The organism is Rossellomorea sp. FM04394 (genome assembly GCF_041889765.1).
Taxonomy (GTDB): Bacteria; Bacillota; Bacilli; order Bacillales; family Bacillaceae_B; genus Rossellomorea; species Rossellomorea aquimaris_B.
The window spans coordinates 3,147,830-3,163,141 of sequence record NZ_CP168654.1 but is presented as its reverse complement, the minus strand read 5'-3'; the positions used below and the strand labels follow the sequence as shown (position 1 = coordinate 3,163,141).

17 protein-coding genes and 1 other annotated feature are annotated in these 15,312 nt (G+C 42.5%); of the genes, 13 read left to right on the top strand and 4 right to left on the bottom strand.

The features are described from left to right. Positions 1 to 82 precede the first annotated feature (82 nt). Positions 83 to 222, top strand: a sequence feature (ribosomal protein L20 leader region). Positions 223 to 311: 89 nt separating this feature from the next. The 5 genes from infC to ACCB35_RS16000 all read left to right on the top strand — a co-directional run bounded on the left by infC (position 312) and on the right by ACCB35_RS16000 (position 2,962). Next, positions 312 to 815, top strand: a complete 504-nt coding sequence (infC, locus tag ACCB35_RS16020) for a translation initiation factor IF-3 (protein WP_044340447.1) — start codon at positions 312 to 314, stop codon at positions 813 to 815. Between the two features lie 23 nt (positions 816 to 838). Next, positions 839 to 1,039, top strand: a complete 201-nt coding sequence (rpmI, locus tag ACCB35_RS16015) for a 50S ribosomal protein L35 (protein WP_032087387.1) — start codon at positions 839 to 841, stop codon at positions 1,037 to 1,039. Between the two features lie 28 nt (positions 1,040 to 1,067). Then, positions 1,068 to 1,427 carry a 50S ribosomal protein L20 gene (gene rplT, locus ACCB35_RS16010; protein ID WP_034757014.1) on the top strand — a complete coding sequence of 120 codons (360 nt, stop codon included), beginning with the start codon at positions 1,068 to 1,070 and terminating at the stop codon, positions 1,425 to 1,427. Between the two features lie 590 nt (positions 1,428 to 2,017). Beyond that, positions 2,018 to 2,296 carry a DUF1294 domain-containing protein gene (locus tag ACCB35_RS16005; RefSeq protein WP_374054455.1) on the top strand — a complete coding sequence of 93 codons (279 nt, stop codon included), beginning with the start codon at positions 2,018 to 2,020 and terminating at the stop codon, positions 2,294 to 2,296. A 96-nt stretch (positions 2,297 to 2,392) separates the two neighbouring features. Beyond that, complete coding sequence (locus ACCB35_RS16000; protein WP_374054454.1) at positions 2,393 to 2,962, top strand: TVP38/TMEM64 family protein; 570 nt, start codon at positions 2,393 to 2,395, stop codon at positions 2,960 to 2,962. Between the two features lie 23 nt (positions 2,963 to 2,985). Here ACCB35_RS16000 and ACCB35_RS15995 read toward each other — a convergent pair whose 3' ends face one another. Continuing rightward, positions 2,986 to 3,372, bottom strand: a complete 387-nt coding sequence (locus ACCB35_RS15995; protein ID WP_374054453.1) for a sigma-w pathway protein ysdB — start codon at positions 3,370 to 3,372, stop codon at positions 2,986 to 2,988. A gap of 146 nt (positions 3,373 to 3,518) precedes the next feature. Here ACCB35_RS15995 and ACCB35_RS15990 point away from each other — a divergent pair, with 146 nt between their 5' ends. After that, a complete protein-coding gene (locus ACCB35_RS15990; protein WP_044340451.1) occupies positions 3,519 to 4,007 on the top strand; it encodes a dUTP diphosphatase in 489 nt (162 codons plus the stop codon). 105 nt (positions 4,008 to 4,112) lie between these two features. Continuing rightward, entirely contained in the window at positions 4,113 to 5,198 is a 1,086-nt protein-coding gene (locus ACCB35_RS15985) for a M42 family metallopeptidase (RefSeq protein ID WP_374054452.1), read from the top strand. Between the two features lie 61 nt (positions 5,199 to 5,259). On the opposite strand, the gene ACCB35_RS15980 is transcribed toward ACCB35_RS15985, so the two are convergent. Then, complete coding sequence (locus ACCB35_RS15980) at positions 5,260 to 5,802, bottom strand: cysteine hydrolase family protein (protein ID WP_374054451.1); 543 nt, start codon at positions 5,800 to 5,802, stop codon at positions 5,260 to 5,262. A gap of 139 nt (positions 5,803 to 5,941) precedes the next feature. Beyond that, the gene (gene sspI / locus ACCB35_RS15975) at positions 5,942 to 6,163 is read right to left on the bottom strand and encodes a small acid-soluble spore protein SspI (protein ID WP_044340454.1); all 222 of its coding nucleotides are present in this window, start codon (positions 6,161 to 6,163) and stop codon (positions 5,942 to 5,944) included. Between the two features lie 126 nt (positions 6,164 to 6,289). On the opposite strand from sspI, the gene ACCB35_RS15970 reads away from it, so the two are divergent. From ACCB35_RS15970 to pheT, 3 genes are all read left to right on the top strand, one after another. Beyond that, on the top strand, positions 6,290 to 7,051 hold the full coding sequence (locus ACCB35_RS15970) for a TrmH family RNA methyltransferase (RefSeq protein WP_374054450.1): 762 nt from the start codon (positions 6,290 to 6,292) through the stop codon (positions 7,049 to 7,051). A 380-nt stretch (positions 7,052 to 7,431) separates the two neighbouring features. Next, positions 7,432 to 8,469 carry a phenylalanine--tRNA ligase subunit alpha gene (gene pheS / locus ACCB35_RS15965; protein WP_044340456.1) on the top strand — a complete coding sequence of 346 codons (1,038 nt, stop codon included), beginning with the start codon at positions 7,432 to 7,434 and terminating at the stop codon, positions 8,467 to 8,469. Between the two features lie 27 nt (positions 8,470 to 8,496). Next, the gene (pheT, locus tag ACCB35_RS15960; protein ID WP_374054449.1) at positions 8,497 to 10,911 is read left to right on the top strand and encodes a phenylalanine--tRNA ligase subunit beta; all 2,415 of its coding nucleotides are present in this window, start codon (positions 8,497 to 8,499) and stop codon (positions 10,909 to 10,911) included. A gap of 620 nt (positions 10,912 to 11,531) precedes the next feature. Here pheT and rnhC read toward each other — a convergent pair. Beyond that, positions 11,532 to 12,455, bottom strand: a complete 924-nt coding sequence (rnhC, locus tag ACCB35_RS15955; RefSeq protein ID WP_374054448.1) for a ribonuclease HIII — start codon at positions 12,453 to 12,455, stop codon at positions 11,532 to 11,534. 132 nt (positions 12,456 to 12,587) lie between these two features. On the opposite strand from rnhC, the gene zapA reads away from it, so the two are divergent. The 3 genes from zapA to polX all read left to right on the top strand — a co-directional run bounded on the left by zapA (position 12,588) and on the right by polX (position 15,299). Beyond that, positions 12,588 to 12,848, top strand: a complete 261-nt coding sequence (gene zapA / locus ACCB35_RS15950) for a cell division protein ZapA (RefSeq protein ID WP_044340459.1) — start codon at positions 12,588 to 12,590, stop codon at positions 12,846 to 12,848. A 7-nt stretch (positions 12,849 to 12,855) separates the two neighbouring features. Continuing rightward, the gene (locus tag ACCB35_RS15945) at positions 12,856 to 13,395 is read left to right on the top strand and encodes a CvpA family protein (RefSeq protein WP_044340460.1); all 540 of its coding nucleotides are present in this window, start codon (positions 12,856 to 12,858) and stop codon (positions 13,393 to 13,395) included. A 194-nt stretch (positions 13,396 to 13,589) separates the two neighbouring features. Continuing rightward, positions 13,590 to 15,299, top strand: a complete 1,710-nt coding sequence (gene polX, locus ACCB35_RS15940) for a DNA polymerase/3'-5' exonuclease PolX (protein WP_374054447.1) — start codon at positions 13,590 to 13,592, stop codon at positions 15,297 to 15,299. The last annotated feature ends 13 nt before the right edge of the window (positions 15,300 to 15,312 follow it).

The following is a 15,312-nucleotide window of genomic DNA, read 5'->3' as shown; positions in this document are numbered from 1 at the left end:
TGAAATACGTTGTGATATTAAATGATTATTTGACAGCGGTTTTGTCATGTGATATAGTATCTAAGGTGAATTGAATACAGTTTGGTACAAGTAGAAGCTACCCGCTTCTCACCTGAATAACGCTTTAAAGCTGTTTACAGGTATGTGATTGACTATTAAAGCCATTTATATATGCTTAATAATCAGGTGCGGGTGTTTCGACACTCGCATCTTTTTTTGTGTGTTGCATGCAAAAAAAGGAAGCGAGTGCGTCGACCAAAGCCGTGTATTCTTTTAATAAACCTTGGAGGTGGCTAATTATTAGCAAAGACATGATCTTAAACGAAACGATTCGTGCCCGTGAAGTACGTCTTATCGATCAAAATGGTGAGCAACTTGGGATTAAAACCAAGAATGAAGCTCTTGAAATTGCTGAACGTGTAAATCTTGATCTTGTTCTTGTTGCTCCAAATGCAAAACCACCCGTTGCTCGTATCATGGACTACGGTAAGTTTAAGTTTGAACAACAGAAGAAAGAAAAAGAAGCGCGTAAGAATCAGAAGATCATCAATCTTAAAGAGGTGCGTTTAAGCCCGACGATTGATGAGCATGATTTCAACACTAAGCTTCGTAACGCTCGTAAGTTCCTTGAAAAAGGAGACAAAGTTAAAGCGTCAATCCGATTTAAAGGTCGTGCGATCACGCACAAAGAAATTGGTCAACGCGTTCTGGATCGCTTCTCAGATGAGTGTAAAGATGTAGCAACCGTTGAATCAAAACCGAAAATGGATGGTCGCAGTATGTTCTTGGTGCTTGCACCAGTTAACGAAAAATAAGAGGACCCGAGGAGGAAAAGCACATGCCAAAAATGAAAACTCACCGCGGCTCAGCTAAGCGTTTCAAGAAAACAGGTTCTGGTAAACTTAAACGTTCACACGCTTACACAAGCCACTTATTCGCAAACAAATCTACTAAAGCAAAGCGTAAGCTACGTAAAGCGGCTGTTGTCTCTAAAGGAGATTTCAAACGCATTCGTCATATGCTTGACAACCTAAAATAAGAAGTAATAGAAACAGGAGGGAATTATTATGCCACGCGTAAAAGGCGGAACAGTAACACGCAGACGTCGTAAAAAAGTTCTTAAATTAGCCAAAGGTTATTTCGGTTCAAAACATACTTTATATAAAGTAGCAAATCAACAAGTCATGAAATCATACATGTATGCTTATCGTGACCGTCGCCAAAAGAAACGTGATTTCCGTAAATTATGGATCACACGTATCAATGCGGCTGCACGTATGAACGGTCTTTCTTACAGCCGTTTAATGCACGGATTGAAGCTTGCTGGTATCGAAGTAAACCGCAAAATGCTTGCTGAGCTTGCGATTTCTGACGAAAAAGCATTCAACCAATTAGCTGACGCTGCTAAAGCTCAACTAAACAAATAATAACCTGCTAAGCTAGCAGACAAAAAAAGGACTGGCCTCTGGCCGGTCCTTTCTTATAGGCTTTATTCGCTTAGCCTCTGTCCATTAGTATGTGCTGAATGGTGAGGGGAACTGCTCCGCTTTCCGCGGACGTTCGGCCGAGCCTCCTCAGCTTCGCTTCCGGGGTCTCGGCACGCCCGTACTTCCGTAGGAGTCTACGCAGTTCCCCTCACCATTTTTATTAGTTTTTTCGTGACAGAGCTTCACGGTGTGCAAGAAAACAATATTACTAAAAAATAATTTCCATAAAAGGAAAATCTATCTTTCCTTACCTTAAATTAAATTGTTTGTTAAGACTCTTTTTTAAATTGTTTTCCATTAAGGTTACATGCTCAGAAAGCTGATTCTCGCTGCAGGATGCTCGACTCCTGCGGGAATAGCTGGACAGGTGAGACCCCACAGGCGCAGCAGAGGAGGCTCACCGCCAGCCCCGCGGAAAGCGAGCATCCTGGAGCGGAAATCAACTACTACTTTCTTCTTTAAGAAAGTAACAAACTTTACGAGAAGAACCTTCTTATATCAATAATCAATTCAGAAAGCAGGTAGAAATCATGGATACAATTACAGGTATCTTATATCTATATGCCATTGTCATCAATATCATCGGCTTTATCATCATGGGCAGGGATAAAAGAAAAGCGCAGCGGAATGAATATCGCATCAAGGAGAGTACTTTGTGGCAGGTCGCGATTCTGGGTGGCAGCATCGGCGCCTATATGGGAATGAAGGTATACAGACATAAAACGAAACATAAAGTATTTGCTTTCGGGTTCCCGCTTCTCGTCATGCTTCATAGTGTACTGTTTATCTGGCTGAATACTAAATTGTAGAAATTAAATTTTTCATTCTTTAACCCGTCTTCTTTACATACTATATAGAGAGTACGTATAAACAACTTAGAAAAGCAGAAGGAGGTCACCTTAGCCATGGACGAACGGTTGGTTGCTGCATTCGCCCTCATGGAAGCTAGCGGGTATATGGCTCCTGTTCTGTTTATCTTGTTTCATATCCTAAGGCAATTTTTGTTCATTCCGGTAGCCCTTGTATGTATGGCGGGAGGAGTGCTTTTCGGAAGTATATTCGGCACTCTGTACTCATTGATTGGATTAACGCTCTTATCTGTTACTTTTTATTTTGTTATAAAGAGCTTTACATCTTTTTATGAAAAGCTCCTGAGATTGAAGGAGAAATGGTTTGGAAGAAATGCTACTCTCACAACCGGTCAAATCGCCATACTGCGGTTAATTCCTTTTGTCCATTATCAGCTGTTGAACCTATGTTTACTTGAACGGAAGAAAAAGCTTAAGCCTTTCATCCGAGCCTCTGTAATTTCAAATATTCCCCTGGCGTTTTTTTACACGGTTTTCGGTCAATACATCAAACAATTTTCCCCTCCTATACTCGTCATGATTTTCCTGGCACTCATCGTTCTATTTTACCTTCTAAGAGAAAAAGTAAGAGTGATTGAATGGAGAGAGTTCTTTCCGGGTAAATAAAAAACGGCTGACCAGCCGTTTTTTTACTGCTTTTTTTGAAGGAATTCACGAATGGGACTTTTCCAATCCAACTTTGCATTCGGGTATCTTTCTCTGATTTCATTTTGTAGGTATTGAAAATCTTCTTGGGTAAACCCCTTTAATGAAGAGATATTTGTTGACCAAAGAAAGATGGAAACCACTTCGAAGGATTCTTCTGTTGCCCCTAAATATTTTTCTCCTTCAAAAAGAACTCCTTTATACGTTACGTGAAAATTCTTACGTACATTTTCCTGATCATCGAGAAAGTAAAAGCGTTTCTGCTCCTGGGCAAGTTCCAGTTTTCGCTTTGGGTCCATAATGTATTTCACACTGCGGTATAATAGATAAACAATAAGGGAAAAAATCACTAACCGAATAAGCCAAAGCATTACCATTACCTCCCTAGGCATAAGTATTCTCCTATTATTTACGATAAAAACAGAAAAAGGTTTCATTTTATTTAAAATTTGTTTGAAAATTTGTCATACTAAGAGAGAACATAAAAAATATAGACATCGTGAGAGGAGAAAACGTCATGAATATTGAAAAGTTATTGGACATGCAGGAGAAGCTGGATCAGCATATCGAAGAAGAACACGGGTTGCAGAATGCAGATTTAATTGAAAAGAAGATCCTTGCACTGCTTGTCGAAGTTGGGGAACTGGCCAATGAAACGAGAAGCTTTAAGTTTTGGAGTAAGAAATCATCTTCATCAAAGGAAGTGATCCTTGAAGAATTTGTAGACGGAATTCATTTTATTCTCTCCCTGGGGCTTGAAATCGGTATCCAGCAGTTTGATTTAGGGGAAACGAATTTCGGAAATGAAGATGTCACGAAACAATTCCTGGAAGTATTCAAATCGGCGAATCACTTTGCTGAAGAACGTTCGGTCGGGCATTTCCAACAATTGTTCAGGCATTATGTGTATTTGGGTGAACTGTTAGGGTTCTCCCATGAAGAGGTATTCGAAGCGTATGTAAAGAAGAATGAAGTGAATTATACTCGTCAAAAAGAAGGATATTAATCGGTGACATCTACTTCCGGACAGTAAAGAAGATTCAGGAAATTTTGATGAATCCGACAGATTTTAGTATAATGGTAGGGTATCAACATTTAGGGGGTCGAAATAGTGACAAAATTAGATGAAACATTGACAATGCTCAAGGATTTAACCGATGCAAAAGGTGTACCGGGTAATGAACGAGAAGTACGAAACGTAATGAAGAAATACATAGAGCCATTTGCAGATGAAATCACAACAGATAATCTTGGAAGCTTGATCGCTAAAAAAGTCGGCGACGAAAACGGACCTAAGATCATGGTGGCCGGGCATCTTGATGAAGTCGGCTTCATGATCACTCAAATCGACAACAAAGGGTTCCTGCGTTTTCAAACAGTTGGCGGCTGGTGGTCACAAGTCATGCTTGCCCAGCGTGTGACGATCGTGACGGGTAAAGGGGAAGTAACGGGTATAATCGGTTCAAAACCACCACATATCCTGCCTCCGGAAGCCCGTAAAAAGCCGGTTGATATTAAAGATATGTTTATTGATATCGGTGCTTCAAGCCGTGAGGAAGTACAGGAGTGGGGTGTGAAGCCGGGGGATATGGTTGTCCCTCATTTCGAATTCACAGTGATGAACAACGAAAAAATGCTCCTTGCGAAAGCATGGGATAACCGCATCGGATGTGCGATTGCCATTGATGTATTGAAAAACCTGAAAGATCAAAAACATCCTAACGTGGTGTATGGTGTAGGTACAGTGCAAGAAGAGGTAGGTCTGCGCGGTGCGAGAACCTCCGCAGCTAAAATCCAGCCTGACATTGCCTTTGGTGTAGATGTTGGAATTGCAGGAGATACACCTGGCGTTTCTGACAAGGAAGCATCAAGTAAAATGGGTGAAGGCCCTCAAATCATCCTGTATGATGCATCCATGGTTTCTCACAAAGGGCTTCGTGACTTTGTAACAGATACAGCGGATGAGCATAACATTCCGTATCAATTTGATGCCATCGCCGGCGGTGGTACTGACTCCGGGGCGATTCATCTAACGGCCAACGGAGTTCCTGCTTTGTCGATCACCATTGCGACCCGCTATATTCATTCCCATGCAGCGATGCTTCATCGCGATGATTATGAGAATGCGGTTAAATTAATTACAGAAGTGATCAAGAAGTTAGATAAAGATACAGTGGCGAAAATTACATTTGATTGATTGTAAGGAAAGAGACCCTATCGGATTAGGGTCTCTTTTTCATGAGATGGTGTAGTTGTCCTTATAAAGTCATTTGATTCGATAGGGTCATGTCGGCGTCAATCGTTTTCTTGATGATGCGAAGGGCACTCTCATTGTCTTCATCTGTTTCTGAAGCCATGCAATCCTTCGGTATCGATAGTTCATACTCTCTCATATAGGCATCATTGGCGGTGTAGAGTACACAGATGTCCCCTGCGATTCCTGTTAAGATCAGGTGTTTTACATCCAGCTGGTGAAGGAGGATATCAAGCTGCGTCCCGAAAAAACAGGAATGCTTCGGTTTGATGATAAAATAGTCATCTGTATCAGGGTGAAGTCTTTCGATTACGGTTTCTCCTTTTTTCTTTTTGCAATGCTCGATGATGTCATTCATATTGTCCTGCCATAGACCGTAATTATCATTTACATAAATAATCGGCATGCCAGCTTTTTTCGCTTTTGTCTTCAACTCATGTATATTTCCTACAATCTTCAACGTGTTTTCGTATAATTCCTCTCCGCCTTGAAAATCAAACGTATTAATCATGTCGATGATCACTAATGCGCTTTTCTTCTGACTCATACATCCTTTTCCCCTTCCGTTTACTTATGTATTTTTTCATTACCACTGAAAGAGATGCAGTAAAACTAATAAGGGGAAGATTTTAATATGGAGGGTGGAAATAAACAAGGGCAACCCATTTTCAGGGTTACCCAAGTCATTACTGTGGTTGCTGCTGCTGCAATGATTCCTCCAATGTTTCGAGGACCATTTTTTGTTCCTGGGGATCTGCGTTTTGCCAGAAGACTTCAAGGAGTACACCGAGACCTGGAAGGGTTTTTTCTTCTCCTCCCTGGATTGCGTCAACGATGGTATCTCTCAGCTCGTCCTGGTTGTTACCAGATACGTTGTGTATGATCGCTTTTCGTAAGTTAAGATTCATCACACATTTCTCCTTTTTCGATAGGATGAGGAATTCATTGTTATCTTGTCTCAGGATTGAATTTATTATGTAGGAAAGTTAAGGTATAATGAGACGTTGAATAGTAATTTAAAGGAGCGGATACGATTGAAGTATATTCAATCCTCGAAAAACCCTGTTGTGAAGCAGTGGAAAAAATTATTAACAAAAAAAGAACGGGATTCATCCCGTACATACATAATTGAAGGCTTTCACCTGGTGGAGGAAGCATTAAAGCAGGAGGATACGGTCCTTGAACTGATTCAAGTGGAGGGAATCGATCTGCCGCAGAAATGGACGGTAGACTCCATTTCCATCACCATGGTTTCAGAAGAAGTCGGTAAAGCTTTGTCTGATACGGAGACCTCTCAAGGTATCTTTGCCGTATGTAAGCAAAAAGAAGATGAGTATGATATTGAAAAGGCAGCAACATTCATGCTTCTCGATGGCCTTCAGGATCCCGGGAATATCGGGACGATCATTCGCACGGCCGATGCAGCGGGCATTGACATGATTGTGTTAGGCAAGGGGACGGTTGACCCATATAACCCTAAGGTATTACGCTCTGCACAAGGAAGTCACTTTCATATACCGATTGTCAGAAGGGGATTACCTGAAACCATATCAGCACTGAAAGAGCGCGGCATCACCGTTTATGGGACGGCTCTTGAAGAAGGTGTGGAGTATACCACGATCAAGCCACAATCTTCTTATGCCCTCATCGTAGGAAACGAAGGGAATGGCATGTCGGAAGAGCTCTTAAGGGAGACCGATCAAAACCTTTATATTCCTATCTATGGAAAGAGTGAATCATTAAATGTAGCGATCGCTGCAGGGGTTTTATTATACTATTTTAAAAATGGGCAGTGAATTTCGTGAAAAGGTTTGAATTATGGCGGGAAATTCACTATAATAATGCACATATAACTTAAAAACGTTGAAAGAGGAAAGTAGCACATGACCTTCTTCAAGGGAGAGGATGCCCTGGACTGTAAGCATCCTTAAGAAAACATGATGTGAAGATTTCACCTCTCGAGTTGGCATCGGGACCATTCATTTGATGAATGTAAAGATGCTCCGGCAAAGCCGTTATCCGAATGAAGTGAGTATGTCTGCAGCCTATAGATATGCTTATAAGGGTGGTACCGCGATATAAACCTCGTCCCTTTTTGGGATGGGGTTTTTTTATTTGTTTTTAAACCAACCCGGTACGATCATTCGGACGATATACATTAAAGGAGGAAGTATAAATGGAGGACAAATTACGATCCCTTCAGCAAGAAGCAATCGAAAAAGTGAACGTAGCACAGGACTTAAAAGAACTGAACAATATCCGTGTAGCTTATCTGGGGAAAAAAGGACCTGTAACCGAAGCTCTGAAAGGCATGGGGAAACTTTCAGCAGAAGAGCGCCCTAAGATGGGAGCCCTTGCGAATGAAGTTCGTGGAGCGATTACAGAAACGATTGAAGCAAAACAGGCCGTTCTTGAAAAAGAAGCGGTTGAAAAGAAGCTTCAATCTGAAACCATCGATGTCACGTTACCCGGGCGTCCTGTGAAAAAAGGGAATCATCATCCGCTTACGATGATTGTCGAAGAAATCGAAGACCTGTTCATCGGAATGGGCTACACCGTTGCTGAAGGACCTGAAGTGGAAAAGGATTATTATAACTTCGAGGCCCTGAACCTTCCTAAGGGACACCCGGCCAGGGACATGCAGGATTCCTTCTATATTACAGAAGAAACCCTCCTGCGTACCCATACGTCACCTGTGCAGGCAAGAACGATGGAAATGGCTAAAGGTAAAGGACCGATTAAAATCATCTGTCCGGGGAAAGTGTATCGCCGGGATACAGATGACGCAACACACTCTCATCAATTTACTCAAATCGAGGGGCTTGTCATCGACGAAGACATCCGCATGAGTGACCTGAAGGGAACACTAAATGTATTTGCGAAGAAAATGTTCGGCGAAGATCGTGAAATCCGTTTGCGCCCGAGCTTCTTCCCATTCACAGAGCCTTCTGTCGAGATGGATATCTCATGTAAAATCTGTGGCGGAAAAGGCTGTCGTGTATGTAAAGGAACTGGCTGGATCGAAATCCTTGGGGCTGGAATGGTTCATCCGAACGTTCTCGAAATGGCAGGGTTTGATTCAAAGAAATATACAGGCTTCGCATTCGGAATGGGACCTGAACGTATTGCCATGCTGAAATACGGAATCGATGATATCCGTCATTTCTACACAAACGACACGCGCTTTGTCACTCAGTTCGGAACTCAAGAGTAAAAGAAAATCGGTAGGAGGTACTAACACATGTTTGTTTCATATAAATGGTTAGAAAATTATGTAGACTTATCGGGTGTCACACCTGAAGAGTTAGCAGAGAAGATTACAAGAAGCGGGATTGAAGTAGAAGGTGTAGAACGGATCGGGGAAGAAATCAAAAATGTCGTCGTCGGCCATGTCCTGCAATGTGAGCCCCATCCAGATGCGGATAAATTAAATAAATGCTTAGTGGATGTAGGGGAGGAAGAACCTGCTCAAATCATTTGCGGGGCACCAAACGTGGCGAAGGGTCAAAAAGTGGCTGTTGCAAAGGTTGGAGCGGTCCTGCCGGGTAACTTCAAAATCAAGAAAGCCAAGCTCCGCGGCGAAGCATCTCACGGTATGATCTGTTCCCTGCAAGAGCTTGGGGTGGAAGGCAAGCTCGTACCAAAAGAACATGCAGAAGGAATTTATGTATTCTCGGATGATGCTGAAGTAGGCAGAGATGCTGTGGAATTATTGAATCTTGATGATGCGATCCTTGAATTGGGCTTAACGCCTAATCGTTCTGATTGCTTAAGCATGCTGGGAGTGGCGTATGAAGTAGCAGCCATTTTGGATCGTGACGTAAAACTTCCTAAAACGGAGTTATCCGAAAGCAGCGAAAAGGCATCGGATTATGTATCGGTAAAAGTAGAGGCGAAAGAAGATAATCCTCTATACGGTGCTAAAATCATTAAAAATGTCAAAATAGGCCCATCTCCTTTATGGATGCAAAATGCGTTGATCTCAGCCGGGATCCGACCACATAATAATGTAGTCGATATTACGAACTACGTATTATTGGAATATGGTCAGCCGCTTCATGCATTTGACTACGATCGACTTGGTTCAAAGGAAATCCTTGTTCGTCGTGCGACTGATGGGGAGACATTCGTCACACTTGATGATGCAGAAAGAACCCTATCAAGCAGCCAGCTGGTGATCACAAATGGCAGTGAGCCTGTTGCCCTTGCCGGAGTGATGGGTGGAGCGAATTCAGAGGTCCAGAACGATACCACGACTGTCCTTCTTGAAGCGGCTTATTTCACAGGTGCGATCGTAAGGGGAGCTTCGAAAGACCACGGACTGCGAAGTGAAGCGAGCACCCGTTATGAAAAGGGAGTGGACCCTGACCGTGTCCTGAAAGCAGGCGAAAGAGCGGCTCAATTGATGGCAGAATATGCACAGGGGGAAGTGCTTGAAGGCACTGTATTATTCAACGAACTGGACGTTGAACCAGTTAAAGTCGAGATTACATTAGAAAAAATCAATTCTTCACTGGGAACATCCATTTCAACTGACACAGTCGAAGATATCTTCCGCCGACTTCAATTTGATGTTACGGTCAATGGAGAAACGTTTGTTGTAACGGCTCCTACAAGAAGAGGGGATATTACCATTCCTGAAGATTTACTTGAAGAAGTGGCACGTCTTTACGGTTATGACAACCTTCCAATGACTCTGCCCAAGGGAGAATCAACACCTGGCGGATTATCAAATCATCAGTTGAAACGCCGTACGGTCCGCCGTTATTTAGAAGGAGCAGGACTCCTGCAAGGGATTACGTATTCACTGACAAACGATAAGAAAGCAACCCAATATGCACTGGACGTAAGAGAGCCTGTCCGCTTATTGATGCCAATGAGTGAAGAGCGAAGCAATCTCCGTTTAAGCATCATTCCACAGCTTCTTGAAGTGCTTTCGTACAATAAAGCACGTCAAAATGACTCACTTGCATTTTATGAAGTGGGATCCGTTTTCTTACAGGAACCAGGAGAAGAGCTTCCTAAGGAAGAGGAGCATATCGCAGGGGCTTTGACGGGCCTATGGCACTTGCATCCTTGGCAGGGAGAGAAGAAACCTGCTGACTTCTACGTTGCGAAAGGTATCCTTGAAGGGCTGTTCGAAGAAATCGGCGTTTCTGAAGCAGTCTCTTACCGCCAGGCAGCTGTAGATGGCATGCACCCGGGAAGAACGGCTGAAATTCTACTGGACAATGAAGTCATCGGTTTTGTAGGAGCGATTCATCCGGAAGCGGAAAAAGAGCTGGACCTGAACGAAACCTATGTGTTCGAGCTGAAGGCATCTCCAATCTTCCATTATGAAAAGCCGGCATTAAGCTACACGCCAATCCCGCGTCATCCATCGATTACAAGAGACATCGCGCTTGTAGTGGACGTGGATGTGAAAGCCGGGGAGCTTGGATCGATCATTAAAGACGCTGGAGGCAAGCTTCTGAAGGAAGTGTCCGTCTTCGATCTTTATGAAGGGGAGCATATGGAAGCAGGCAAGAAATCCCTTGCGTTCTCCTTGAAGTACTTCGATCCGGCGAAGACATTGACGGATGAAGAAGTAGTGAAAGTACATGATAAAGTACTGGAAACAGTGAAGGAAAAAGCAGGAGCCGAGTTGAGAGGGTAATACACTCAATTGGAAGGTGTCAGACAATGGTCTGGCACCTTTTTGCTGTTTGGAGAGGGTTTTGCCTGTTGAAAAATGAACGGATTTTAACAGGTGAATACTGCGGTGAATTCAGCAGGAGAATATCGAGGGAATTTTAACAGGTGAATATTGCGGTGAATTCAGCAGGAGAATATTAGGTGGATTTTAACAGGTGAATATTGCGGTGAATTCAGCAGGAGAATATCGAGGGGATTTTAACAGGTGAATATTGCGGTGAATTCAGCAGGAGAATATCGAGGGGATTTTAACAGGTGAATATTGCGGTGAATTCAGCAGGAGAATATCGAGGGGATTTTAACAGGTGAATATTGCGGTGAATTCAGCAGGAGAATATCGAGGGGATTTTAACAGGTGAATATTGCGGTGAATTCAGCAGGAGAATATCGAGGGGATTTTAACAGGTGAATATTGCGATGAATTCAGCAGGAGAATATCGAGGGGATTTTAACAGGTGAATATTGCGGTGAATTCAGCAGTAAATTCAGCAGGAGAATATCGTTCATAATTCAACTGCTGAACCAAGATAACACTACCATCCAAAGAGAAATCCCCACCGGCACAACCGATGGGGATATTATTTATTTCCTGGCTAACTTCATCGCCTTCTCACTATTCGCAAAATGCCACTTTGTCATGGATTTTAATTCTTCAATCCCTCTGCGTTTGATGATTTTGGCTGCTGCAACATCCACGTGCTTACCGGCTCCTTTCGGGATTTCGACACCCGCTTTGGCACTCAATTTGTCCATTTCCTTTAGGAAGGCATAACGGGCAATGATCGATGCTGCGGCTACAGCCAAATGGATGCTTTCACCTTTTGTGCTGAAGTACACGCGATCTCTTTGGATTTTCTTTTGTGCAGAAATATGCTTGTAGTATGTATTCTTTTCAACAAACTGATCAATCAATATTCCTTCAGGTAGTTCCGGGGACATTTTGTCCAGCAGATTCAGGATAGCCTGATTGTGCAAGAGAGCCTTCATCTTCCCTTGAGTCATTCCTTTTTCTTGCATCGCATTATATTTTGGGTTGTGGAGTATGAGCAGGGAATACGGAATCGCTGCAATTAAATCCCTTGCAATATTGATAATTTGAGGGTCGGATAAATTTTTGGAATCCTTTACCCCGAGCTCCTTCATGAGTGGAATATGCTCCTTCTTCACGTAAGCACTCACGACAGTGATCGGTCCGAAAAAGTCGCCTGTGCCCACTTCATCGGATCCGATGACAGACCAATCGGCAAAGTTTTCAGGCAGTGTCGTCGTTCCCTTGGAAGGTGATTTCACTTTTGGAGGTTCACTGGTGCCCCACTGACTTGCTTCTCCTTCTCCGTTAGATCCCTGAAACAACACTTTCCCCGATTTATATGCCGTGATTGTACAGCCGGAAGGTTTTGCTACAAAAACAGCACCCGGTGGCAGTTTGTCCGTTAGTACGTTTCCGTAATGGTGCTTCATTTTCTCTATCATTTCTTTGTTTGCTTGAATGACGGTATTAGCCAAGTTTCTCTCTCCTTATGACAAAATTCTTAAGTATTATAAAAAATGTGAGCTGATATGACAAATTCCTTCCAAAATAAAAAGATTTCATGGTATGATTATGTTTAGGATTCTTATGAATGGGGGGCTTTCAGGTTGTCTGAAGAACAAAAAAATCGCACCACTGTAGACATATATGGTCAACAATATACGATTGTTGGGACTGAATCAACAAGTCAGATCCGTTTTGTTTGTTCGAAGGTGGATGACAAAATGAGAGAAATCAACTCCATGAATCCGTCTCTCGACACAGGCAGGCTCGCCGTTTTGACAGCGGTGAATGCCGTGAATGATTACATCAAACTTCAAGAAAGGTTTGAAGATCTGGAGCGAGAAATTAAACGATTAAAGGATTGAAAAAAAGATGTTGGACTTAGCTTTGTTGATCATCCTGGTGATAGGATTTTTAATAGGTTTAAAACGTGGATTCATTTTGCAGGTGATCCACATATTCGGATTTATTGTTTCTTTTATTGTAGCATACATATATTATGATCAGCTTGCACCAAAATTAACTTTATGGATTCCTTATCCTGTACTGGACGAGCAATCCACGTTGAATATGATTTTTGAATCGACGAATCTAGATCAAGCGTATTACCGGGTCATTGCATTTGCCCTGATATTCTTTGCGGTACGGATCATTCTGCAAATCATTGGATCGATGCTGGACTTTGTCGCACATCTGCCTCTATTAAAGCAGTTGAATGTTCTTGGCGGAGGGATATTAGGCTTCATTGAAGCATACTTAATGATTTTTATTCTATTATTTATCGCCGTATTATTGCCGATCGAGTCGGTTCAAGCATTCATCAATAACTCGTTTATTGCGCAAGCGATGGTAAAACATACCCCAGTTTTCTCTGATATGGTGAAATCTTGGTGGATTGAATATGTAGCCTGAAGAAGGGGCTGACTATAAGTATGGAACTCTGATTCGTTAGGCTGACCTTAACGAAAAAAGTTCATCTTATATGTCAGTCTTTTTTCTTTTTATACCAATTTTGCTACTATATAAATGGAGTCATTTTGCTTTTGCTGAGGACTGGGAAGCTTAAAGGATCCTAATCGTTAATTCTAAGATAGTGGGTGAATCTCTTGAATAAAAAAGATATTATAAAATTATTAGAGGAAATTGCGATATATATGGAATTGAAGGGCGAAAACTCTTTTAAAATATCCGCCTATCGAAAAGCGGCGGCTGCACTTGAGAATGATGACCGTAGCTTACATGAAATAAGTGACTTTACGAAGTTGAGCGGAATCGGCAAAGGAACGGCTGGAGTTATCGAGGAATACATAAATGAAGGCACATCTTCTGTCCTTGAAGAGTTAAAGGAAGAAGTTCCAAAGGGATTGATCCCCCTCCTTCAATTACCTGGTTTAGGTGGAAAGAAAATTGCAAAGCTTTACAGTGAACTCGGGGTTGAACGTATCGAAGACTTGGAGGAAGCGTGTAAAGCAAATAAAGTACAAGGTTTAGCAGGCTTCGGTAAGAAGACGGAAGAGAAGATCCTGGCATCCATCGAACAGGTGGGGAAAAGACCAAATCGCCTGCCGATCGCTTTTATGAATGGCATCGCTGAGGAGATTGAAGGTTTTTTTTTCGGGATGGACAGTATCCAGACCTTTTCAAGAGCGGGAAGCTTAAGAAGGATGAGGGAAACGATCAAGGACCTTGATTTCATTCTGGCAACAGAGCATCCCCAAGAGGTAAAGGAAGGATTGTTGAAGCTGCCCAATATCGTTGAAACCATCGCGGCAGGGGATACGAAAGTTTCACTTACTCTCTCCTACAATTGGGATGTAAGCATTGACTTCCGGATCGTGAAGCCTGAAGAATTTGCTACGGCCCTTCACCATTTCACAGGGTCAAAGGATCATAATGTCCGCATGCGCCAGCTGGCCAAAGAACGCGGGGAAAAGATCAGTGAATATGGCGTCGAGAATACTGAAACCGGTGAAATAAAGACATTTAAAACCGAAGAAGAGTTTTATCACCATTTTGATCTGCCCTTGATCCCACCTGAGCTGAGGGAAGATGGGAAAGAAGTGGAAGAGTTCCATAAAGATTATTCCCTCATCACTTTAGAAGACATAAAAGGGGATCTTCATATGCACTCCACCTGGTCGGATGGTGCGTTTTCCATCGAAGAAATGGTTGAGGCTTGCCGTGCCAAAGGATATCAATATATGGCCATCACAGATCACTCCCAGTACTTACGTGTGGCAAACGGGCTGACTACGGAACGATTACTTAAGCAAATCGATGAAATTAAAGAGATCAACAAGAAGTATGATGACATAGAAGTTCTTTCTGGAATCGAAATGGATATACTCCCTGATGGTACGTTGGATTATGAGGATGACATCCTTGAAAAAGTGGACCTTGTGATTGCCTCGATTCACTCGAGCTTTTCACAATCCAAGGAAAAGATCATGGAAAGACTGACAACGGCCCTGAAGAGTGCCCATGTGGATATCATCGCTCATCCTACAGGGAGAATCATTGGCCGAAGAGAAGGCTATGACGTAGATATGGATCTTCTTATCCAGCTGGCGAAAGAAACCGGTACGGCATTGGAGCTTAATGCAAATCCGAATCGTCTCGATCTTTCTGCCGAAAATATCCGAAAAGCCCAGGAGCAGAATGTGAAATTGGTGATTAACACAGATGCTCACAGTACTGATCACCTGGAATTTATGAAGATAGGGATCGGAACGGCGCGCAAAGGCTGGATCCAAAAAGAATCCGTGATCAATACATGGGATAAGAAAGAGTTAATCGAATTTATTAAGCGAAACTGATAAAGGTGGAATA